This is a genomic window from Bacillus sp. 05T22 (genome assembly GCF_056396765.1).
In genome coordinates, this window is the sequence record NZ_JBFTMC010000048.1 from 1 (window position 1) to 21,349 (window position 21,349).

Annotated in this window: 20 protein-coding genes, 5 pseudogenes, 1 riboswitch and 1 other annotated feature; of the genes and pseudogenes, 16 read left to right on the plus strand and 9 right to left on the minus strand. The window is 34.8% G+C overall.

Annotated features, from left to right (window positions below):
• On the plus strand, nucleotides 1–1,169 hold a 1,169-nt coding region (gene mqo / locus AC1DIT_RS15255; RefSeq protein ID WP_476998267.1), incomplete at its 5' end, for a malate dehydrogenase (quinone).
• Between the two features lie 320 nt (nucleotides 1,170–1,489).
• Here the strand turns inward: mqo and AC1DIT_RS15260 are convergent.
• Nucleotides 1,490–2,098 (minus strand): annotated as a pseudogene (locus AC1DIT_RS15260) (hypothetical protein); the annotation flags it as partial.
• A gap of 299 nt (nucleotides 2,099–2,397) precedes the next feature.
• Between AC1DIT_RS15260 and AC1DIT_RS15265 the strand changes: the two are divergent.
• Entirely contained in the window at nucleotides 2,398–2,751 is a 354-nt protein-coding gene (locus AC1DIT_RS15265) for a nitrous oxide-stimulated promoter family protein (protein WP_255255006.1), read from the plus strand.
• 524 nt (nucleotides 2,752–3,275) lie between these two features.
• On the plus strand, nucleotides 3,276–3,647 hold the full coding sequence (locus tag AC1DIT_RS15270; RefSeq protein WP_016115476.1) for a MerR family transcriptional regulator: 372 nt from the start codon (nucleotides 3,276–3,278) through the stop codon (nucleotides 3,645–3,647).
• Between the two features lie 272 nt (nucleotides 3,648–3,919).
• Here the strand turns inward: AC1DIT_RS15270 and AC1DIT_RS15275 are convergent, their stop codons facing one another.
• On the minus strand, nucleotides 3,920–5,590 hold the full coding sequence (locus AC1DIT_RS15275; RefSeq protein ID WP_016115475.1) for a ribonuclease J: 1,671 nt from the start codon (nucleotides 5,588–5,590) through the stop codon (nucleotides 3,920–3,922).
• 578 nt (nucleotides 5,591–6,168) lie between these two features.
• Here AC1DIT_RS15275 and AC1DIT_RS15280 point away from each other — a divergent pair.
• The 5 genes and pseudogenes from AC1DIT_RS15280 to AC1DIT_RS15300 all read left to right on the plus strand — a co-directional run bounded on the left by AC1DIT_RS15280 (nucleotide 6,169) and on the right by AC1DIT_RS15300 (nucleotide 8,860).
• On the plus strand, nucleotides 6,169–6,273 hold the full coding sequence (locus tag AC1DIT_RS15280; protein WP_340861714.1) for an MBL fold metallo-hydrolase: 105 nt from the start codon (nucleotides 6,169–6,171) through the stop codon (nucleotides 6,271–6,273).
• A gap of 62 nt (nucleotides 6,274–6,335) precedes the next feature.
• Nucleotides 6,336–6,761 (plus strand): hypothetical protein, encoded by a 426-nt coding sequence (locus tag AC1DIT_RS15285; RefSeq protein ID WP_016115474.1) that lies wholly within the window; start codon nucleotides 6,336–6,338, stop codon nucleotides 6,759–6,761.
• Nucleotides 6,762–6,969: 208 nt separating this feature from the next.
• Nucleotides 6,970–7,347, plus strand: a pseudogene (locus AC1DIT_RS15290) (FAS1-like dehydratase domain-containing protein).
• Nucleotides 7,348–7,613: 266 nt separating this feature from the next.
• A complete protein-coding gene (locus AC1DIT_RS15295; protein WP_476998268.1) occupies nucleotides 7,614–8,648 on the plus strand; it encodes a YcdB/YcdC domain-containing protein in 1,035 nt (344 codons plus the stop codon).
• Nucleotides 8,636–8,860 carry a hypothetical protein gene (locus tag AC1DIT_RS15300; protein ID WP_476998269.1) on the plus strand — a complete coding sequence of 75 codons (225 nt, stop codon included), beginning with the start codon at nucleotides 8,636–8,638 and terminating at the stop codon, nucleotides 8,858–8,860. Before AC1DIT_RS15295 ends, AC1DIT_RS15300 begins: the two co-directional genes overlap by 13 nt.
• Before the next feature lie 318 nt (nucleotides 8,861–9,178).
• On the opposite strand, the pseudogene AC1DIT_RS15305 reads toward AC1DIT_RS15300, so the two are convergent.
• Nucleotides 9,179–9,310: pseudogene (locus AC1DIT_RS15305) on the minus strand (DUF3267 domain-containing protein); the annotation flags it as partial.
• A gap of 236 nt (nucleotides 9,311–9,546) precedes the next feature.
• Here AC1DIT_RS15305 and AC1DIT_RS15310 point away from each other — a divergent pair.
• On the plus strand, nucleotides 9,547–10,419 hold the full coding sequence (locus AC1DIT_RS15310; protein ID WP_016115471.1) for a YitT family protein: 873 nt from the start codon (nucleotides 9,547–9,549) through the stop codon (nucleotides 10,417–10,419).
• 86 nt (nucleotides 10,420–10,505) lie between these two features.
• A pseudogene (locus AC1DIT_RS15315) lies at nucleotides 10,506–10,757 on the plus strand (GNAT family N-acetyltransferase); the annotation flags it as partial.
• Nucleotides 10,758–10,807: 50 nt separating this feature from the next.
• On the opposite strand, the gene AC1DIT_RS15320 reads toward AC1DIT_RS15315, so the two are convergent.
• Nucleotides 10,808–11,992, minus strand: a complete 1,185-nt coding sequence (locus AC1DIT_RS15320; RefSeq protein ID WP_476998270.1) for an MDR family MFS transporter — start codon at nucleotides 11,990–11,992, stop codon at nucleotides 10,808–10,810.
• 105 nt (nucleotides 11,993–12,097) lie between these two features.
• Here AC1DIT_RS15320 and AC1DIT_RS15325 point away from each other — a divergent pair, with 105 nt between their 5' ends.
• The 3 genes from AC1DIT_RS15325 (at nucleotide 12,098) to AC1DIT_RS15335 (ending at nucleotide 14,532) form a co-directional block, all read left to right on the plus strand.
• On the plus strand, nucleotides 12,098–12,652 hold the full coding sequence (locus AC1DIT_RS15325; RefSeq protein ID WP_016115469.1) for a CGNR zinc finger domain-containing protein: 555 nt from the start codon (nucleotides 12,098–12,100) through the stop codon (nucleotides 12,650–12,652).
• Between the two features lie 68 nt (nucleotides 12,653–12,720).
• The gene (gene tsaA, locus AC1DIT_RS15330; RefSeq protein WP_016115468.1) at nucleotides 12,721–13,179 is read left to right on the plus strand and encodes a tRNA (N6-threonylcarbamoyladenosine(37)-N6)-methyltransferase TrmO; all 459 of its coding nucleotides are present in this window, start codon (nucleotides 12,721–12,723) and stop codon (nucleotides 13,177–13,179) included.
• Between the two features lie 231 nt (nucleotides 13,180–13,410).
• The gene (locus AC1DIT_RS15335) at nucleotides 13,411–14,532 is read left to right on the plus strand and encodes a PepSY-associated TM helix domain-containing protein (RefSeq protein WP_476998271.1); all 1,122 of its coding nucleotides are present in this window, start codon (nucleotides 13,411–13,413) and stop codon (nucleotides 14,530–14,532) included.
• Nucleotides 14,533–14,835: 303 nt separating this feature from the next.
• Here AC1DIT_RS15335 and AC1DIT_RS15340 read toward each other — a convergent pair whose 3' ends face one another.
• Both AC1DIT_RS15340 and AC1DIT_RS15345 read right to left on the minus strand, forming a co-directional pair.
• Complete coding sequence (locus AC1DIT_RS15340; RefSeq protein WP_003198661.1) at nucleotides 14,836–14,979, minus strand: hypothetical protein; 144 nt, start codon at nucleotides 14,977–14,979, stop codon at nucleotides 14,836–14,838.
• Nucleotides 14,980–15,078: 99 nt separating this feature from the next.
• A riboswitch (cyclic di-AMP (ydaO/yuaA leader) is annotated at nucleotides 15,079–15,222 on the minus strand.
• A gap of 42 nt (nucleotides 15,223–15,264) precedes the next feature.
• A complete protein-coding gene (locus tag AC1DIT_RS15345; RefSeq protein WP_016115466.1) occupies nucleotides 15,265–15,723 on the minus strand; it encodes a GNAT family N-acetyltransferase in 459 nt (152 codons plus the stop codon).
• 487 nt (nucleotides 15,724–16,210) lie between these two features.
• On the opposite strand from AC1DIT_RS15345, the gene AC1DIT_RS15350 reads away from it, so the two are divergent.
• A complete protein-coding gene (locus AC1DIT_RS15350) occupies nucleotides 16,211–17,332 on the plus strand; it encodes an AI-2E family transporter (RefSeq protein ID WP_016115465.1) in 1,122 nt (373 codons plus the stop codon).
• Nucleotides 17,333–17,412: 80 nt separating this feature from the next.
• On the opposite strand, the pseudogene AC1DIT_RS15355 reads toward AC1DIT_RS15350, so the two are convergent.
• A pseudogene (locus AC1DIT_RS15355) lies at nucleotides 17,413–17,658 on the minus strand (1-deoxy-D-xylulose 5-phosphate reductoisomerase); the annotation flags it as partial.
• A 140-nt stretch (nucleotides 17,659–17,798) separates the two neighbouring features.
• Nucleotides 17,799–18,009: a binding site (T-box leader), on the plus strand.
• A gap of 41 nt (nucleotides 18,010–18,050) precedes the next feature.
• Between AC1DIT_RS15355 and AC1DIT_RS15360 the strand changes: the two are divergent.
• On the plus strand, nucleotides 18,051–19,049 hold the full coding sequence (locus tag AC1DIT_RS15360) for a tryptophan--tRNA ligase (RefSeq protein ID WP_016115464.1): 999 nt from the start codon (nucleotides 18,051–18,053) through the stop codon (nucleotides 19,047–19,049).
• An 8-nt stretch (nucleotides 19,050–19,057) separates the two neighbouring features.
• Here AC1DIT_RS15360 and AC1DIT_RS15365 read toward each other — a convergent pair whose 3' ends face one another.
• Both AC1DIT_RS15365 and AC1DIT_RS15370 read right to left on the minus strand, forming a co-directional pair.
• A complete protein-coding gene (locus tag AC1DIT_RS15365; RefSeq protein ID WP_016115463.1) occupies nucleotides 19,058–19,525 on the minus strand; it encodes an NUDIX hydrolase in 468 nt (155 codons plus the stop codon).
• Nucleotides 19,526–19,544: 19 nt separating this feature from the next.
• The gene (locus AC1DIT_RS15370) at nucleotides 19,545–20,384 is read right to left on the minus strand and encodes a DUF2785 domain-containing protein (protein ID WP_016115462.1); all 840 of its coding nucleotides are present in this window, start codon (nucleotides 20,382–20,384) and stop codon (nucleotides 19,545–19,547) included.
• 125 nt (nucleotides 20,385–20,509) lie between these two features.
• Here AC1DIT_RS15370 and AC1DIT_RS15375 point away from each other — a divergent pair, with 125 nt between their 5' ends.
• A complete protein-coding gene (locus tag AC1DIT_RS15375; RefSeq protein ID WP_016133097.1) occupies nucleotides 20,510–21,343 on the plus strand; it encodes a hypothetical protein in 834 nt (277 codons plus the stop codon).
• The last annotated feature ends 6 nt before the right edge of the window (nucleotides 21,344–21,349 follow it).

Consider the following 21,349-nt stretch of genomic DNA (forward strand, 5'->3'; position numbering starts at 1 on the left):
TGCCAATACCTCATATGAGTATGGTACAAGGGGAAAAAAATGTAACGTTTTTGAAAAAACGTTTTGAAGCGCTTTCAAATAGTCCGCTGTTTCAAGGGATGGAATTTTCTGATGACCATGAAAAGCTGAAGGAGTGGATGCCGCTTATTATGGAAGGGCGTACATCGAATGAGCCAATAGCGGCAACAAAAATCGATTCTGGAACGGATGTCAACTTTGGTGCTTTAACACGTATGTTGTTTGACCACTTGCAGAGTAAAAATGTCGAAATAAACTACAAACATAGTGTCGAGAATATTAAACGTGCTAGCGACGGATCATGGGAAGTGAAAGTGCATGATATGGATAGTGGTAAAATCGAATACCATACTGCAAAATTCGTCTTTATCGGCGGTGGGGGCGGAAGTCTGCCTTTACTACAAAAAACCGGTATTCCTGAGTCAAAACATATTGGAGGGTTCCCGGTAAGCGGATTATTTATGGTATGTAACAATCCGGAAGTTGCAGCGCAGCATCATGCGAAAGTATACGGTAAGGCTAAGGTTGGTGCTCCGCCAATGTCTGTTCCGCATCTTGATACAAGATATATTGACAACAAAAAAACATTGCTGTTTGGACCGTTTGCCGGCTTCTCACCAAAGTTCTTAAAAACTGGTTCGAATTTTGATTTGATAGGTTCCGTAAAACCAAATAATGTCCTCACTATGATGGCGGCAGGCGTAAAAGAGATGTCATTGACAAAATACTTGATCCAGCAAGTTATGTTATCGAATGAAAAGCGCATGGAAGAATTACGCGAGTTTATTCCGAACGCCAAAAGCGAGGATTGGGGTATAGTGGTAGCGGGCCAACGTGTGCAAGTTATCAAAGATACTGATGCCGGTGGTAAAGGAACACTTCAATTTGGTACGGAAGTTGTTAGTGCCGCTGATGGCTCGATAGCTGCATTGCTCGGCGCTTCTCCGGGTGCTTCTACTGCTGTTCACGTTATGCTTGAGGTATTAGAAAAATGCTTCCCACAACGTATGAAAGAGTGGGAACTGAAAATAAAAGAAATGATTCCTTCTTATGGCGTGTCACTAGCGGAAAACCCAGAGATTTTCCAAGAGATTCATACTTCAACAGCGCAGACGCTTGATCTAAGCCAAAAAGAACTAGTTTACAGTTAATTCTTTGGATGTAGGAACAAGGGCATTTAAGGAAGTTAAACAGTTCATTGAACTACCCCCACCTACCTCTACACGAGCTTGAGGCGGGGGATTCTACTATTTCAAAACACTTCCTCTCGTTCAACAAAGAGGATACAACGATATAGAAATTCCGTAGTGTCCTTATGTAAGACGACCTATTCTATCTTCCGTGGAAAACAGGTACAGCTACTTTTTTCTTATATCGAGGTGTAGAACACTTTGTCATGCATCCAGTTCCTAGACTTGTTATCTACTCTGGTAACAAGTGTAAGAGACTGAGACAAGGTGTTCTTTTTTCTTTATGCAAACAATTTTCTTAGCTTTTTCTTTTCACTTTCAAATACGTCTAATCGCTCGATCTGTAAGGCTTCTTTCGGCTTATTATACCGCTTCGCTAAGTCAACTAAGCGAATGGCTTCCACTTCGATGATCTTTGTGATTTGTCCGGTGGATTTACCTAGAATCGAAAAATGGAGGGAACCACTTCCTTTATAATTTCCATCCTTTGTTACATTTGCCCACGCAAAATGCTCAAGATTGCAATCTACACCAATAACACCATCTGCTTTACTATAATTTGTGTTTGGATTTTCCGGTACATCGACTAAACATTTTGCAATGTAATATTCACCATGGTCTTCCACAGACCACGCAATCGGTTTACCGTTTTTTTTCTTATTTTTACACTGTAATTGAGTTATGATCACTTCTTCAATGATTTCTTGTCCATACGGGAACGTAACCGCTGGAAACATAACCGGTTTTCCTGTACTTGTCGTCATCCATAATTCCTGTTTCTCGATCACATACTGGAATACAAAATTTTCGTGTTTCGCATCTTTACGACCAGATAGAATGAGTTGTTTATTTTGAGCACGGGAAAAGAATGTTTTCCATTTGTCATGGTTCGTAAGCGTCAAACTGTCCCCACCTACCAATAGAATCAGTTCCATGTCAAAACAGATCAATCAATAGCGTGGAAGAATCGAGTGGACGCTTGTTGTTCCAGTGGTTTAAGCATCCGAAGCTCGTAAGAAAAAGAAAGATGTTTATTTAAATCTTAATGCGTTCGCTTTTACTGTTGGTTATGATTGGTAGGGACATTCTCCATTAATAATTCGTAGGAAAGAGATAAACATTAGAAAAACTGTCAATAAAAATTCATGGAAACCCTCTAAAAAAGTCTTACAATCAAAGCGGAGAGACTTTGGAACGGGCGGCGCTAGCCATGAATCGAATTGAACGTGAAGAGAAAACAATTAGCATTATGATTGATATGTATTGTAAAAACGAACATGAACAAGATACTATATGTGAAGAATGTCAGAAGTTAAAAGAGTATGCTTATTTTCGTTTATCAAAATGTCCATTTCAAGAGAAGAAGCCAGCATGTCAAAATTGCAAAATTCATTGTTATAAACCAGATATGAAAGATTTCGTTAAGGATGTTATGAAGAAGAGCGGACCGAAAATGATTTTAAAACATCCATATTTCGCGGTCATGCATGTTGTTGACACGATAAAGAAGGCTCCTGACTTACCGAAAAGAAAAAAGAGCTAAAAGAAAAAACGGGTTGTCTAACAAGCCCGTTTTTTCTTTTATTAACGTAAACGACAAATAGACCTAAAAAATCAATTTTATTATATCTTTAGGTCTATTTGTCGTTTACATATAACAAGGATTTAACAATAGGAGTCAAAAACGGACGTTTAAGGAACTTTATTGAGTTCTAACGAAACTAACAGAAAGATGGTCAAAAACCAGTTCCGAAACTCATTATCAAAAACAAAGTCCCGTAACAAGCATTAAATATCGTTTATGTTGTTTTATAAAAAAGATAGATTATTTAAAACAAAGTTCGATTATTTATAATAAAGATTGATCATTTATAATAAAGTTTGATTAAAAATCCTGTGTGAATATGCAGGATTTTTTCTTACTCAACAATTGGGCCATATTGTTGAGTAAGGCTTATTGAAAAATGACAGTTTATTTTAAGAAAGTAGATCGATAATATAGTAAATAATACTTCCCTTGACCCTGTACTATGGTACAGGGTTTATACTTTATATGAGGTGAGATAGATGCAATATCGTATTGGAGAACTGGCTGAAAAGTGTGGCGTTAACAAGGAGACCATTCGATTCTATGAACGATTAGGCTTAATTCCAGAGCCTAATCGTACCGAAAAAGGATACCGAGTGTATTCCCTACAAACGGTCGATCATTTGAATTTCATAAAACGGACGCAGGAATTGGGATTTACCTTAAATGAAATTGACAAATTGCTAGGGGGTGTCGATCGCAATGAAGCAAAGTGCCGTGACATATATGATTTCACTGTTCTTAAATTAGAGGACATCCAACATAAAATTCAAGACCTTAAAAAAATTAAACAATTTTATTTTAACCCCATCCTAAAATCAGCATGGGGTTATGCGTGTTTGAGGTTTTAAAATTAAATAATTTTATTGTCACTTTACATATTTCTCGTATAAAAATCGCATATCTGCTATTCAGTCTAATACTTTATTTTAATAAAAACTTTTTTCACGAAATGAAACTTAGTCCGCAGTCTAAATCTTTATTTTATTAAATTAGAAAAATAAGAATAGAGAAATCTAATCAGACCAACGATGTTCGGTCTAAAACATTTTTATAACAGGACAAGAATTGCGCCCAATTGTTGAAGATCAATTAATTCATTTTTTTGAAAACTTTCCCCCTATTAGATTTCAATAAGTATAGGAACAATCATTGGCTTTTTCTTAGTATGTGTATATACATATTGTCGTATTGATTTTTTTATTTGTTTTTTTATTACATTCCATTGGTTTCTATTTGCTTCTTGTAGCTCGTTAACAGTTTTTATAGTAAGTCGATTAACGTCTCTTCGGAGTTCCGAGAAATCTCTATCCACAAATCCACGAGAAATGGTATCGGGTTCAGAAATCAGTTTTCCTTCCGCTTTGCTCATAGTTAAAACAATCATGAGCATCCCATCCTCTGAAAGTTGTTTGCGGTCTCGTAACACAACTTCCCCAATATTATCGACATCCCCCCCGTCTACGTAGGTATTCCCAACCGGTATTTTCCGGGTCTGACGGGCAATGGTATGTTCAATATCGACGACATCGCCATTATTGATGATAAACGTGTTTCCTTGCTCTACTCCAACGGATTCACCTAACAAACGGTGATGGTGTAGCATTCTAAATTCACCGTGAATGGGAATAAAATATTTTGGTTTCATTAATGTAAGCATTAGTTTTAAATCTTCTTGATAACCATGGCCAGAAACATGCATTCCGGATGTACTTCCTGATCCATAAATCACTTTGGCTCCAAGTGCAAATAAGTTGTCTACGATACTCGTGACATTTCGTTCATTCCCGGGTATTGGACCTGCTGCAAAGATAACCGTATCTTCAGGTAAAATGTCGACACCGCGAAAGTTTCCAGTGGACAGGCGAGCAAGAGCAGCCAATGGTTCTCCTTGACTCCCCGTGCATAAAATAGCCACCCTTTCAGGAGCCATTTCATTGATTTCATGTGGGTCAATTAACATTCCATATGGAACTGTTAAATAACCACGTTCCATAGCAACCGCTACGACCTTAACCATACTTCGTCCAAGCAACGCAAGTTTTCGATTTGTTTTTTGCGCTGCATTCACGACTTGCTGAACGCGACTAATATTTGAAGCAAAGGTAGAAAGAATAACTTTGCGTTCGGCTTTCATGAAAGCTGCTTCCACATGTTCACCTACCATTTGTTCCGATGGGGTCAAACCAGGACGTTCTGCATTGGTACTCTCAGACAATAGAAGCAAGACTCCTTCTTTGCCGATTTCAGCCATTTTATGAATATCCGAATTCTCATTATTCGCAGGGGTTAAATCGAACTTGAAGTCCCCCGTATGTACAATATTACCCTCTGGTGTGTGAAAGACCATTCCCAAGCAATCAGGAATACTATGGGTCACTTTGAAAAAGCTTACACTCATTTCTCCGATTGTCAAGTTTGAGTTTGAGTTGATTTCAACAAGTTCGCTTTCTCTTAGAAGTTTATGTTCTTTTAATTTGATTTCAATTAATCCTAGTGTGAAGCGTGTGGCATAAACGGGTACATTCAATTTTTTTAAGAAGAACGGGATCCCCCCGATATGATCTTCATGTCCATGTGTGACAATTAAAGCCCTGACTTTATCTTTATTTTCTACTAAGTAAGCTATATCAGGGATAATCAAATCAATTCCTAATAAACTTTCATCTGGAAACTTATTGCCACAGTCGATAATCACGATATCGTTTGAATATTCGATTGCATACATATTTTTCCCGATTTCATTCAAGCCGCCTAAGGCGAAGATAGATAATGCATTCTCTATTGTACTCAAATTTATATCCTCCCATTTTAAATATAATCTTAGTATGCCCTTTGGGTTTCCCTTTATCAGTGGGTCGAATGCTCGAGCTTCCTATAAAAAAGGGAACTCTAGACTTGTTTTTTTCCTAAAAATACTGACTATAACATTGATGTCTTAGTTTCTCACATCGTTATCGAGGTCTTTCCTCCCGTGGAGACAGCTGCTATTGAAATCACTCATGGTTTTTGATTCTTAATAAAGACGCAATTCTTTTATAAGAAATACGCCCGATAATGGAAGATCGTTATGCAGAAGTGATGCGAAAGAGACAGAGCAATTAATTAAAGAAACAGGCGTTTCTCCAGAAGAGTTACATCTTATTGTAAACACGCACTAGCATAGTGACCATGTAGGAGGCAATTATCATCTTCAAAAAAATTATGCTGTTACGATTGCTGCTCATAAATGGGACGCCGATTTAATTAATTCTTGTGACCCTGAAGCCTGTAGTGCAGAATGGTTAGAGCAGCCTGTAGAACCTTATCGAGTCGATACAAAGCTCTCAGATAACGATGAGATTAATACAGGAAGTAGAACCTTGAAAGTTCTTGTACACACCAGGACATACATTAGGGCATATTTCTTTATATGAACCTGTAGAAGAGATATTAATTTGCGGGGATCTTTTTCACAAAAATGATATCGATGGTTAAATATTTTTCGAGAGGGTGTGGCATCCATCCAACGATCTATTGAAAGTTTGGAAGGATTGTCCATGCTCCGGATTCAACAGGCATATTCAGGACATGGACCTCAAATGGAGAATCCTCTCGCTGCTATTGATGCAGCAAGGGAACGGTTTGAAAAGTGGCTCAGGATGCCAGAAAAAGTTTCATGGCATGCCTGCAAGAGGATTTTTTCATTCACATTAATCCTTAAAAACGGATTGGCAAAAGAAGAAATCGATAACTACCTACTAAAGTGTGGTTGGTTCCAAGATTTTGCACGCTACTCTTTCCAGCTTCAGCTAGAAGAATTTATTCAAATACTACTCGATGAAATGATTCGTTCCGGAGCAGTAAGCTGGCACAATAATCATTTAATCGCTGCCATCCCATACCAAGCAGCACAAAAGAAATGGATGAATAAGAGCATAAAGCCGATAGATTGGAAACCTCAAGATTTTCTCACAACAAGATAAGACTTCAATAGAATGAACTGAACTCACCTCAATATTTAGTATTTCCCTTAGAAAAATTTAAGTACGTGCTTGTATAACTAACAGGCTACCGTCTGCATGCAGAGACGCTTTTTCACTAACGGATGGGTTATTGAATATCGTTTGGTATTGTTGTAATATTCTGATTATTATTAAGTGTACAGTATAAAACCTTCAGAAGGAGATTCATATGCCATTAAAAGTAGGAGATATAATTACATTTGAACGGACTTTTACAGTAAGGGATGTTGAATTATTTACAGAGCTTTCAGGTGATGAAGGGATTCATCATATAACCCCAGATGAACAGGGTAGACTTGTAGTTCAAGGTTTATAAACGGCAACTTTACCAACAAAAGTTGGTGGGGATCATAACGTACTGGCTCGTACTATGAATTTTGAGTTTTTAAGACCTGTATTTTCGGGGGATACAATAAGTTGTGAAGTGAAAATTGAAAAATACGAAAGGCAAGAAAATAATAGAACAGTTATTATTGCATCTTTTTTATGTAAAAATCAGAATGAAAAAGAAGTGTTAAAAGGGGATTTTTCAGGTGTAATACCTTAAATTTTTATACTTTCTTCAAGCAACGGGGGCGTTACTTGAAGAAAAATAAGCTAAGTTGTATCTGTTTCTCTATTTTTATTATTCTATTATAGGGCCATTTTGTGGAATATGCAGGGATTTTTTGAAAAGGTTTCGAAGTAGTTATTATACTGACGTTATTCAAAGAAGCAGAAAAATGCAAGAAAGTATATCAATTCTTTTAAGTAATGTAAAATTAAAATAGTGGAGAAAGAGAAAGAAATATCAAAAATACAGAGGTGGCTTGCTTGCTAAGAGAAGAATTAAAGAAACGTGCAATATCGATGGTCCAAATTCCTAGTCATTTTCAACCTCTCATAGAGGAGTATGTTGAGCGAGAGAATGGAGAAGGGGAGGCTATGTTTTCATGGACAAACGAAGAACAAGATGAGGGTATTACTATTAACCTGGATTTATCTGGTAATTTGACTGGTTTATCAATTGATAATAACGATAAAAATTCAGATGTGATGCCTTTAAATATAGAGGAAAAAAGAGAATGTGCCGAACAATTCTTACTTAGCCATTATCCTGAAGCATTAAAAGATTTAACATACTATAAAACAAAAGAAATTACTTGTGCAGACCGTTTTTACTATGAACAAATCGTAATGGACTTACCGTTAGAACATGCTGGTTGTTATATTGATATAGACCTCGCGGGGAATATTGTTAACTTTACATATGAAGGTGTGAAAAGGATTCCTGATATTCCGAAAACGTTGATTTCAAAAGAAAAACTGGTTGAACACGTACAAAATAGACTTAATTTTCAACTGACAATTGCAAAGTTGTATACTGCTACTCATGATGTAGCAGTAGATGGACTCCGTCTTGTGTACGAACCTGAGCAATTTTTTATGAAATATAAAGCTGGCGTTTTGAAACCAACGTTAACGATTATACATGACGAAGACGCTCCGCAAACATATGTCTTGCTTACTCCTCCTTCGAGTACGACCTTACGAAAAGATTTATCTATTGAAGATATCATTGGTATTACCGAGAGGATGGAAGTCATTCGTGAAGTAGATATGGGAGAAGAAACGGGCATAGTGTGGCGTGATCGGGACTGGGAGATGAAGGAAGGAGATTTATCTATAAATGGCTTTTTCAAAAGACAGTCAGAAGATACAGTTAAAGCCTTCATTTCAAAGAAAACTGGTAAAATCAGAAGCTTTATGTGGTTTAATGAACGAAGTGGCGAGTTATGGTTGTTGTTAATCGTCAAACAGGACAGGTTGATCATTATAGTGGACCGCGTTTTGATATGGAACAATTGAGCCAAATCCCTGTTGAACCGGTTATTTCTAAAAAAGAAGCAAGTGAAATATTTATCAATCATTTGGATTTTGAATTAGCTTGGAACAAAAATTATGATAGTGAAACAGAATCCTATATCCTTGTTTATCAAGCGTGTGATTGTCATTCCAGGACCTCCATCCAGTACATTGATGCCATGACTGGAGCAGTTATTTCCAATATAGATAAATAACATGTGATGACGTCAAATTGGACAGGTTCAAAGGGACAAAATTAACTAACCAAACTATAACTATGTTTTCTTATTCAACTAAATCTATAGTTAATTAAGAATTAAGTGATTTTAAGATAGTTATTCCATTAAAGGGCGCGATTGTGAAGCAACATAGATAGGGAATGATCAGACTTTTTTATAAAAGAGTGAACCAACTGAAAATATTAAGAGCGTGTTTTGATTAAATCTTTTTTCAAAATGAATGCTTTTTATTTATTGCATAATGCTGGCTTGCGGGGTATTTTTGACCAAACTTTATTTCAAACCAACATAATACTATTTCACTTGATAATAACCTCTGCAAAAAACTGAGTTCTTCGGTTTAATTGCAATTAAAACTGAATTGTAGATATCTGAGGAGGAAATTAATGAGTTTATCCAACATACAAATAATAGGATTGATTTAATAATATGCCCGTTCTGTAATTCCACAATCGGGCCACTTTGTTGAATAACAGCTTAAAAGAAAATTGGATATCTTTTTTACATTTTAGAAGAGATTGTGAAAAAAATTACTTAAAGAGGCAAAATACTTCAAGAAATATTCTGATGGAAATGTGTTAGAATAGTTATTAGGAATGAGTTTAACTGATTAAAAAATGTGTAGTAATGAAAAGGAAAAAAGTTTGAAGCGAGGAAATTATATGAGTACAATCAAAAAGAACAAGCCCCATAAACTAAAAATCGTTTTACGAGCATTAATGATTATTATTGGGGCATTTATAACAGCGTATGGACTAGAATCAGTATTAATCCCAAACAACGTATCAGATGGTGGTGTGACGGGCTTAAGTATCGTTAGCTCAGAACTATTTGGATTACCATTAGGAATTCTAATTGCAGTCATTAATATCCCTTTTGTTTGGTTAGGATATAAGCAAATTGGTAAAAGTTTTGCTGTTTATTCGGTTATCGGTATTGCTTCACTAGCAATCGGTACTGTCCTTATGCACCAAGTACCAACTATTATTCAAGGTGATACATTGTTAATTACCGTTGTTGGTGGGATTATCATCGGCTTTGGTATGGGGTTAGCATTGCGTAATGGTGGCGCATTAGATGGAATTGATATGTTAGCCGTATTACTTTCTCGAAAATTACCTTTTGGGACAAGTGATCTCATCTTATTTTTAAACATGTTTGTCTTTATTTTTGTCTCAACAGTATTTGGTCTTCAAGGAGCTATTCTTTCGGCAATTGCTTACTTTATTGCCTCTAAAGTAATTCACATCGTTGAAGTAGGTTTAAGTGGTTCTAAAACCTTTAAAATTATCACAAAGGAACCTGAATTAATGGTAGAAACAATTCGAGATCGCTTAGGTCGAAGTGCAACGTATAATGAAGTTTACGGCGGTTATTCAAAGGAACAATTTAAAGAAATCACTTGTGTCATTAACCGTTTAGAAGAAAGTAAAATGAAAGAACTCATTCATGAAATTGATGAAAATGCCTTTATTACCGTATATGACGTAGCAGAAGTAAAAGGCGGTAATTTCAAAAAACATGATATTCATTAATGGTTTCACAAAAAAACATCTTTTAGTTTTACTAAAAGGTGTTTTTTATACTGGATATTATTATGGATTTGAAATAAAGTTCACTGCATAATGGACACTTAGATAGACTGTATGTTCATAAAGATTATCAAGGACAAGGTATAGCCACAGCTTTAGTTGATATGCTTGAATCTGAGACGAAGAAATTAAATCTTTTAGAAATTGATACAGAAGCAAGTATTACAGCTAAGCCATTTTTTGAACTTGGAGGCTACAAAATGGTTTGTTCACAAACCGTAGAACGTAAAGGTGTTAAATTGACTAATTCTAAAATGTTAAAAAATTATAATTTTTTATGAAAAGCACCGTTCAATAGACTGGACGGTGCTTTTCATTGCATTATATACGTTTATAATCCTGTATGAATCATCTCTTTTTCGTGTTTTTGCTMCATATTTTTTAAAATATGAAGCAAAATAAAACCTATAACACCAAGTGTTCCCAAAATAAACCAAGGTGTATATGTCTCTTGCATCTGTGATGTAAGCCATGTTCCTGTATAGTTTCCAATCATAAATCCGGCAGCGAGAGATAGCTGGTAAAAACCAAAATATGTAGCTGTATAAGATTCATTACTGTAATTCGCGATTGTAATGTCAGCATTAGGTAATACAAGTGTTTCACCAATTGTAAATAAAATAACACAAACAAATAGCCAATACGGATCTTGAAATAAGGGGATTAGTAAAAAAGAAATTCCCATTAATAGAACGCCATATTTTACAATCGATAGTGTAGTGTATTTGTGAAAGATTTTCCTAAAAGCAATCATAAATAAAACGCCTGTAATAGCATTCATTGTAATAACAATTCCTCCTAATTTTTCATTATGACTGATGTTGGTCATATGAAGAGGAAGAGCAACAGTAAGTTGAGTGAACATAATGTAAAAGAAAATCATGATGCCTGAGAATGAGAGAAAATGTTTATTTTCAATAACGGCTTTAAATCCAGATAAGAGCTGTACATTTTCCGTAGAGACTTGAAAGTGACTTCTAAGAGGATAAAAAAGGACAGCAAATAATAACATGAGTGATCCAGTAAGTATAAATGGATACAAAGGATTCCATATGAGTAACAGGCTGCCAGCAATTGGGCCGATAATAGCTCCGCTGTTAAAAGCGAGATTTAAGTATGTAAATAAATCTTTTCGGATACGAGCAGGTTGTGAGGCAAATACAGCGCGTGCAGCGGGTTCATAAAATGCAGTTCCGAACCCAATTAGTGAAGCAGAAATTGAAATAGTATGAAACTCTGAAAATATCCCTAAACAAATAAAGCCAATGCCTCTTAATAGTAAACCAGATATCATCATAATCATATAGCCTACTTTGTCGGCAATGATACCAGAAAATAAAGGGATAACTCGTGATGTGATAGTCATAATTGTTAAAATTGTTCCTACTTGCATGGCAGAAAAGTATAAAAAACTTGATAAATAAATAGCGAGAAAGGCATACACAGCAAAGTATCCAAATGCCATGAAAAAGGAAGAAATGAGTATAAAACGTATGGGTATTGAAAAGTTTTTCATAAAATCCCTCCTGGAATGTAACCGTTAAAAATTTTTAATGGTTAACTGTTTTATATTATAATTATACATAAAGTCAGAAAAAAGTAAATTTTAGAAAGATGGTGAATGAATTTGAGTCACGGCCAAGAGGCACCAGGACAATTAGAAGTTGTAAGAAATTTTTTAAATACATGGAGAATTCCAAATGATACAAGGAAGCAGGTAGATGAGCTTAATACAATAGATGATGTACTTCAATTTATGAGAAACCATTTTGATGAGGAACTCTCTTTTGGTACGTTGGATGAGCTGAAGCAATTTAGAGATGGAATTCGTTTCGTGGTTGAGGAGAAAGGGACACTACAAGAATGGTTTGGAAAGTATCCGTTTCGAGTATGTGTGACAGAGAATATGGATTCTGTTGCATATGAACCAATTGGAGAAGAAAATTTGTATACGATGATTTTACAAAGTATTTTGGTTGCTATTGATCAAAAGAGATGGAGCCGGTTAAAAGCATGTCCAGATTGCCGCTGGGTTTTTTATGATTATTCTCGTAATGGGAGTAAACGTTGGTGTGGTATGTATGCTGGAGGTAAAGATGGGAGAGCGTGTGGTACGATTGCGAAAGTGAAAAATTATCGGGCGAAGAGAAAAGGACGCTCAGGTTATATGATGTGAATGTTACCGACGACTTTAATTGTTAAAGCAAGAAAATAAGTTACTGTATAAAAAAGAAGGTGTAAATAATGAGTAATATTAATATGGTGAAAATTGGAGAGGTACATTCTTCTATCGATGAAAAAGTATATAGTAATTGGGGAAATGTTATTTCTAATATTAGGATATACCCAGAATATATTGAAGGATTAATTGGCCTTGATGAATATTCTCATGCCACTATTATTTTCTATATGAATGATTTTCAGGAAGAAAACGACAAATCATGGATTAGAAGACCAAGAGGATTAAGTGACTTTGATGAAAAGGGATGTTTTGCACAAAGGACAAAGTATCGTCCGAATCCAATTGGAATTACTACTGTTGAAATATTAGAAATTAAAAACAATATTATTACAGTAAAAGGGTTAGATGCTAATGATCAAACAGCTATTTTAGATGTAAAACCATATATTGCTGCATTTGATGTGAGAGAGAATGTTCGTGTTCCGAATTGGATGAGTGAGCTAATGAAGAATTATTTTTAAAACAGTACTTATAGATTGATACATTATCAAATTGTTAGCTAAACAAAGAAAGAGAGAAACGGAATGTATATTTCAATTTTCTCTTTCTTTATTTGTCTATTTATGGATTACTCATTTTTGAAGAAATATGTAACTGGTTAAAAAGAAAAAGTAAACTAACTTTTCGTTATTGACAATGATAATTATTCTCTTTAATATTAATTTGATTTTCATAAATTAAGGGGGATATGTATGAAAGTACGAAAGGTGATTAGGAAGATTCATCTATACCTTAGTATGATAGCTGGGATGTTTATTGTACTAATTGGATTGACAGGAAGTTTACTTGTTTTTGAACACGAGCTAAATCGTATATTACATCCTGATTTATACAGAGTAACAGAAGGGGAAAAGGTTACTTATGAGAAAGCAATTCAAACTATAGCAGCAAAACACCCAAAAGGTGATATTCAACGTGTGTATACACCTGATGAACCAAGTGCCCAAGGTGTTTACTTATTTCGAGTGAAAGAAGGAAAAGAAAAACAAGAAATTTATATTGATCCAGGTAGCGGTAAAATTAATGGAGAATTAGGAGAAAAAGCATTTTTTAATCAAGTAGGTGAACTTCATTATCATTTACTTCTTAATGATTTTAAGGGGAAAGAGATTGTAGGTATAATTGGATTTATTTTCTTTTTTATTATTTTATCAGGGTTATATTTATGGTGGCCTGGAATCAGAAAATGGATGCGTGGATTTATTATTCGTCAAAGCAGGAATCAATATGTAAAGCAATTTGATCTACATAGAGTTATTGGTGCTGTTTCTGTTCCATTTTTACTTATCGTTTCGTTAACGGGTGGTCTTTTTGTGTATGATAAAACTATTTTTGGATGGTTTGGTGCAAAGGCTACTGTGATGCCAGCGAAAGAACAGCTAATTTCTAAACCCCTTTCAGGTGGAAAGCTTCCTCTTGATCGATTATTACATACAGCTGAAAAAGAAGTGCCAGAAGGAACAATTATGCAAGTGAGAATTCCGGAGAAGGTGAAACAAGGAAAGGCAGAAGGGGCTATCGAAATTCGTATGAGCCGTTCGTATGATCCAGGAAACGGGAATGTAAAGGTGTGGATGGACCAGTATAGTGGAAAAGTAATCGCAAAGATGGATCCCAATGTAGATCGTGGACTTACCTATCAAACTTGGCATCTTCCGTTACATACAGGGACATTTGGTGGAATATTTACAAAAGTCTTATATGTAATCGGTGGACTTACTCCATCTATTTTAATGTTTACTGGAATATATATGTGGTGGTATAAGAAAAAGAATAGGAGAGAGCAGAAAGGAAATTCAGTAACTGCAGCATAGGGTCGTATGTTACAAACTTTGCAGTCTCTTGTTTATAAAGTGTGCTTTGTTTTGCGCCTATATAATTGTAATAAGGAAGCTTAGTAAGAAAGAGAAATTATATGAGCACTAAAAGGACGTATGTTCTAAGTGATTCAGTAGCAAACAAAACTTCATTACACATGGTAATGAAGTTTTGTTTTTTTTGAATAAATCGAATAATGTTTTTTCACTTAAAGAAAGAACATAAAAGGGCTAACTTAGTAAAGTTTTTTTATTTACAACGTTTCTACCTTTACCTATTAGCAATTTTAGCATGTTAATTTATCTTTTCGGCTGAAAAATATGTTGAAAAAAGTATTTGTGATGTAAACTATCTACAATTTTGTTTGCTTGATACGTACGCTGTTGCTCCAATCGGAGGCGTTGCTCCATCATTTTTATTTCATGATCTGATAAACGTAACATTGTACAAGTCTCCTTTACTATAAATATAGTTTTTTGTGATAACGATTCCATACACTTTATAGTTAAGGAGGGATACTGTGTAACATAGGTAAAAAGCACCTTCCCTCTCCCATTACGCTTACGAGGTTAGCTGTCGGACTCGGGAAGTGAGAGTTCCCCTACTTAAAAAAGATTCGCCCCAAGTAGCATAGGCTACATAAATGGTTCCCCCGTTCCAAAATTTGGATTAAGCAAAAGGTTTTATAAAGTAAAAAATAACATAATAAAACAAATAAGTCAAACTATTTATTTTTTTCTGTCTTTTTCTAATTGAGTAAGGACGATTCCGTCGGGTACTACAATGTCGTTTACTTCAACAAAGCCGTGTTTTTTATATAGAGAAAGGGCAGGGGTGTTTGCTTTCCCTGTTTGTACAATATATTTACTTGTATCAGGGGATGCGCTAAATAAATGAAGGAGTAACTTTGTTGCAATTCTTCTATGGAAATAGTCGGGTGATACAACTAGGCGATGGATATCAATAATTGTTCCTTCATTTACAAAAGAAATAAAACCTATTAGTTTATTTTCAAAGATGTATCCATAAAATGTCTCATTACAATTTTGAATGTCTTTCACAGTATCATATAAACGTGGGATTGCTACACTGTTAATGTATTTTGCTTCCACCTGATAAGCAGGAATTTGGATTGCTAAAATAGCGGATGCAACTTCAATAGAAGCAGGATTCATTTTAAAAATCATTTGTTGATCTCCTTTCTGAAAGAGGGAACGTAGGTTGGTTTTTGTCTTGAAATAAGATACAATTCACATCGAATAGTGCTAAAATCCTAATTTAGAATGAAAAAAAGATATTTTAATATACTTATAATCTCCATGTTGTTTGACAGAATTTAGTTTTTTTGGATACAATGTATGTACATAATTTCGTGTTATTGTAGTAAATCTCCTTTTATATTTAATTATAAATCAACATCTTAATAGAAAAAGAGAACGGAAAATGGGATGGATTATCACATTTTTCGTTGGGGCTATTATAAGTATTGCAACAGATAAGGGAAGGGATTTCTTCATGGCATGTTTGGTAATATTATTATTGGTTTATTAGGTGCAATTGTATCGGCTTTAAGTGTATCATTTGTAGTAAAAGCTACATGTAAATAGAAATATATTACTGATTGTCTCATAAAGCCCTTTTTAAGGGTTTTTCATACTTAGAGAGGTGGTATATTTGGAGAAAATAAATTTACGAAAGAGAGATAAACTGAAAAAGTTTTTTAAAGAGCAAAATTATTTAGCGGTGCTACTTGGATTTGCCTTACTATTTGTGAATATATTATTACTAACAAAAATTTCGTTTGTATTTACACCGTTCATTGTCTTTTTAAAAACAATCTTTTTTCCAGTGTTGTTAGCTGGTGTACTATTTTATATTTTACATCCATTTGTTTCGCTTTTAGAAAGAAAAGGTGTTTCTAGAATCATTTCCATTGCTTCTATATACATACTTGTAACCGGGTTGTTTGTTTTTCTTGTTGTAACAGTTATTCCGATTATTAAAGATCAAGTAAATGCATTAATAGATAACTTGCCATATTTCGGTCATGAAATTGAAAGGGCAGCACGTAGATTTGGAGAAAGTAATATAATTGGAAAGGTTCAAGATAGCTTAAATATTGATGTAGGTAGTATTGTAAAAGATTCTACAATAAATTTTACAAATTCACTATCATCAGTGACAGGGAATGTAACTGGGTTCTTAAGTACACTTACAGAAGTAGTTCTTACATTTGTAATGGTTCCTTTTATATTGTTCTATCTCTTAAAAGACGGTGAACAATTACCAAGATACTTTTTGAGATTTATTCCAGAACAAAGACGATCTTCAGCTAAGCTTATATTAGATGATATGCATTACGCCATCAGCTCATATATTAGAGGGCAAATTATTGTTAGCCTATTTATTGGTATTATGTTGTTAATTGGTTATTTAATTATTGGGATTAAATATGCCGTGTTACTTGCAGTTTTAGCGATGATTGTAAACGTTGTACCGTATGTAGGGCCGATTATTGCAATTACACCTGCTTTAATTATTGCTTTTATTGACTCGCCAGCAATGGTCTTAAAGGTAATCATTGTTATGATGGTTGTTCAATTGGCAGAAGGAAAGTTTATTTCACCACAAGTAATGGGGAAAAAATTAGATATTCATCCAATTACAATCATTTTTATTATTTTAACAGCAGGAAATCTATTTGGGATGATGGGTATCATTTTAGCGATTCCTGGATATGCGATTTTAAAGGTACTTGTTACACATGGCTATAGATTTATTAAATTGAACACGTAAAAAAAGAGCTAAAACAGACGCATTCTGTTTTAGCTCTTTTTTCATTTTCTAATTAATAATTCGTTTGCATATTCACGAGCTCAACGATCGGCGTCTAATACTGTTTCTAAATCTGGATTTGCAATGTTGTGATGTGCCTAGAGTGTAGAATAAATTGTTTTTTCAATATCAAAAAATGAAATTTCATTTTTAAAATATAGTGCATCTGCAATTTCATTAGCTGCATTTAAGACTGCAAGTGTTGTACCACCAGTTTTTCCAGATTCATAAGCATAATGTAGGCAAGGGGATTTTTTGAAATCTGGTTTTTCGAAATATATTTTACCATGATAATTCCTCCAAAGTTGTAGAATCCTTTTCTGCAAACCTATATATAATTAAACAAAAAAAGGTAAAATTCCTTCTTCAGAAAACAGAATATTTATGTTTGTAAGAAAAATAAATGTGATAAAATGTAAGAAATAAACAAAAAGTGATGATAGAGAAGAGTACATATTTAGAACTTCACAGAGAGCTGATGGTTGGTGGGAATCAGTAGGGGATAAATATGGAATGGGCTCGGGAGCTTCTAGCTGAAATGAGTAGGCTAAGACGATTTGCTTCGCGTTAAAGAAGCATCAAGTGAGCTATGACTATAGCTAATAAAGGTGGTACCGCGGGAGTCTCTCGTCCTTTTCTAGGATGAGGGGCTCTTTTATTTTGGAAAGGAGGAGCTAGTGTGAGTGAGAAAATAATGTTAACAGGGATTAAGCCAACTGGCCACCCGCATTTAGGAAATTATATCGGGGCGATTAAACCTGCATTAAACATGTCTAAAAAACAAGAAGGGAAAGCACTGTATTTTATAGCGGATTACCATGCATTAAACGCTGTACAAGATCCTAAGCTTTTTCGTGATTATACAAAAGAGGTAGCTGCAACGTGGTTATCATTAGGGCTTGGAGAAGAAGTTATCTTTTATCGACAAACTGAAGTTCCGGGAATTTTAGAACTAGCATGGATTTTAGCTTGTCTGACTCCAAAAGGCCTTATGAATCGAGCTCATGCGTATAAAGCAAAGATAGAACAAAATAAAGAAATAGGTGTTGATATTGATACAGGTGTCAATATGGGATTGTATACGTATCCAATTTTAATGGCTGCAGATATATTGTTATTTCAATCTAGTCATGTGCCTGTTGGAAAAGATCAAATTCAACACATTGAAATCGCTCGGGATATTGCGACGTATTTTAATCATACATTTGGAGAGACCTTTAGGCTTCCAGAGTATATTATCCAAGAAGAAGGAGCCATTTTACCAGGGCTTGATGGACGAAAGATGAGTAAAAGTTATGGGAATGTGATTCCGCTATTTGCAGAACCTGAAAAGCTTAAAAAGTTAATTTTTAAAATTAAAACAGATTCTTCACTACCTCATGAACCGAAAGAACCTGAGACATTATTTATGATATATAAGGAATTTGCAACAGAGGAAGAAATACGAAGTATGCAAGAGCGATATAGAGAAGGTATTGGATGGGGGGAAGTGAAGAAAGAACTATTTTACGTTGTAAACCGTGAATTAGAAGAACCGAGAGAGAAGTATGAGAGATATATGAATGAGCCTCACTTATTGTATGAAGCTTTAGAAAAAGGTGCGAAGCGTGCGAGAGAAATCGCGAAGGTGAATTTAGCTGAAATTAAAAAGCGGATTGGATATGAGAGGGAACGATAAGCGTTCCCTTATTTTTCTGTTTTCGCTGCATATGATTGTTGAAATTGATCAATAATCATTTTAGGTACAGCGCCAATATTATGTGGGAGTGTATGCAATGGGAAAAAACGTAATTCTTTTGATTCATTAGGGTCACATTGCAAATCACCTTCATAATTACGGCAAATATAAACAACCATGACACCATATACTTGATCGCCGTTTGGATATACTTGAAACAAGTTTGGTCCTGAAAAGGTGTGAAAGAGTTCTAAATCTTTTATGATAAGTCCTGTTTCTTCCAATACTTCTCGGTTTGCAGCTTCTTCTAATGTTTCTCCATATTCAAGAGCACCACCAATAATGCCCCACATATTAAAATCAGTGCGGAGTTGAAGTAATATCTCATTTTTCTCATTTACAATAATAACGTGTGAACCAATTAGTATAAGCGGGTGATTACCTACGAGCTTCCGCATGTCTTCGATATATCCCATTTTCTTTTCTCCTTTAGAATTAGCAATACTTATGTAATTCTCTTAACATTTTTTCTGCTCGATTTGCTACAGAAGAAAGGTTTGGGTCTATTTTTGTTCTGAAAAATAAGGTTCGTAAAAAAGTTTTTAAATTTGCGCATAATATACAGTATTCATGACAAGAGAGCCTTTTTTTGAATTGTGGTAAACGTTTTATTTTTTTATAAATAATTGAAAAAAGTTGCTCTCTTGAGAAATCATAATAAAGCATAGATAGGAGGGGGGTTACAATTCTTTCATCTTCATTATTATGATATAAGGCAGAGTAAATGAAAATTTTATTTAATATGCAATGCGCAATTTCTTCATAACAGGAACAGCTAATATGTGCGCTGTGCACGAGTTCGTTAAAGGCATCGGCTGCATGGGCAACACTATGAGCCCAGCCTTTATCTTGTACATATCCACGATAATCTGTTTCAAGATTCATATATGTAATAAGCTTTTCTTTTACTTTTTGCACGGTTTCTTGTGATAAGAATGAGTGAGAATTATCGAACTGTATAATTAATCCTATTAATAAAGTGGTATAGGAACGAGTAAAAACATCATCTGTATTTGGAGAGGAGATTTCTTGATATAAGTAATCATCGCCTAGACAGGTTGTTAACAAAGTCTCCAAGTTATCATGAGATAGGAATTCATTTTGAATAAAATGTGCAAAGCATTTATATATTAATTGATCACGTACATAGCTATCGGTCGTTCCAATATGCCCAATCATATGAGAACTTAACTCATTCAGATCGATGTTCTGAATCTGCGTATAGTCATTTTGTTGAATGAGATCGAGTTGTTGTTGCAATGTAACGATATCCAAGGATGTCCCTCCTCTGGCCTTAATAACACCTTGCTTCCTAGTATTCTATATATTCGCAGACAATCCTGCTCATGCAAGGATAAATAATAACATCTCCCGAAGTAGTCAAGAAGGAGGGGGCTATTATGTTAAAACAAAAACTTAAACATATAATTACGCTATACCCAGTTGTGCTATTTGATGGATGGCATATTGAAAATGTATCGGAGCGCAGGGAAGGAGAGAAATGGGAAACACTTCGGTTTCAAGTTTTTACACGAACAGGAGTATTTCGAGTAAAAGAGTTTTTTCTAGATATTATGGAGCCAACATTTCCTGATAGTTGTATGTATCAAGCACAAGGTGAATGCTTTCAGTATAATGGTCTTGTATATTGGAGGGGGCTGAATGATAAAGGGAAAGTTAGTTATGCCATATCTAAATGGAAAACGCAGATTGAAATTTCGATTGATGAAGGGTTTGTGCAACAACAAGAAATGGAAAAGTTCTTGGAAGGTTTGCAACCATTAGATTTAGAGAAGGCAAAAAAACAAATCAATAAACCGTTTCATCAATTAAGTTTTCAAGCAAGAGTACCAAATGGTGGTGAAATAAGCAGATGTAGTAAGTGGTTTTCACCAAATGAAATACAATATAACTCTTTACCAATTACAGTCTCAAATTCTTGGCGAATCGAATCTATTGGTTTAGGAAATAATGAAATGCAATATGTGTACTGGGATGTAAAAGAACAACTATATGCACTTTGGGCGTGTCGCCATGTGAAGCGTAATTACTATCCAGCATCTTCATGGATTAAAAACTACAGTTCAATGCAAATGATAAATGGACTAGAATTTTATACACATCCTCAGCGTGGCACAGTCGTATATCAAGATTTAGGTGACGAGCAGATTGCCTATGTATTTCGTGGTATTCCAACTACAACATTCTTAAAAGTACAAGAAATCTTTTCTTAATTTCTA

Coding starts and splice junctions, on each gene's coding strand:
- AC1DIT_RS15325 (WP_016115469.1), top strand. CDS start 12,098: ATGAATTTGAGTCACGGCCAAGAGGCACCAGGACAATTAGAAGTTGTA.
- AC1DIT_RS15345 (WP_016115466.1), bottom strand. CDS start 15,723: ATGATTTTTAAAATGAATCCTGCTTCTATTGAAGTTGCATCCGCTATT.
- AC1DIT_RS15285 (WP_016115474.1), top strand. CDS start 6,336: ATGCTCCGGATTCAACAGGCATATTCAGGACATGGACCTCAAATGGAG.
- AC1DIT_RS15365 (WP_016115463.1), bottom strand. CDS start 19,525: ATGGGATATATCGAAGACATGCGGAAGCTCGTAGGTAATCACCCGCTT.
- AC1DIT_RS15375 (WP_016133097.1), top strand. CDS start 20,510: ATGTTAAAACAAAAACTTAAACATATAATTACGCTATACCCAGTTGTG.
- AC1DIT_RS15300 (WP_476998269.1), top strand. CDS start 8,636: ATGGAACAATTGAGCCAAATCCCTGTTGAACCGGTTATTTCTAAAAAA.
- AC1DIT_RS15335 (WP_476998271.1), top strand. CDS start 13,411: ATGAAAGTACGAAAGGTGATTAGGAAGATTCATCTATACCTTAGTATG.
- AC1DIT_RS15270 (WP_016115476.1), top strand. CDS start 3,276: ATGCAATATCGTATTGGAGAACTGGCTGAAAAGTGTGGCGTTAACAAG.
- tsaA (WP_016115468.1), top strand. CDS start 12,721: ATGAGTAATATTAATATGGTGAAAATTGGAGAGGTACATTCTTCTATC.
- AC1DIT_RS15340 (WP_003198661.1), bottom strand. CDS start 14,979: ATGTTACGTTTATCAGATCATGAAATAAAAATGATGGAGCAACGCCTC.
- AC1DIT_RS15310 (WP_016115471.1), top strand. CDS start 9,547: ATGAGTACAATCAAAAAGAACAAGCCCCATAAACTAAAAATCGTTTTA.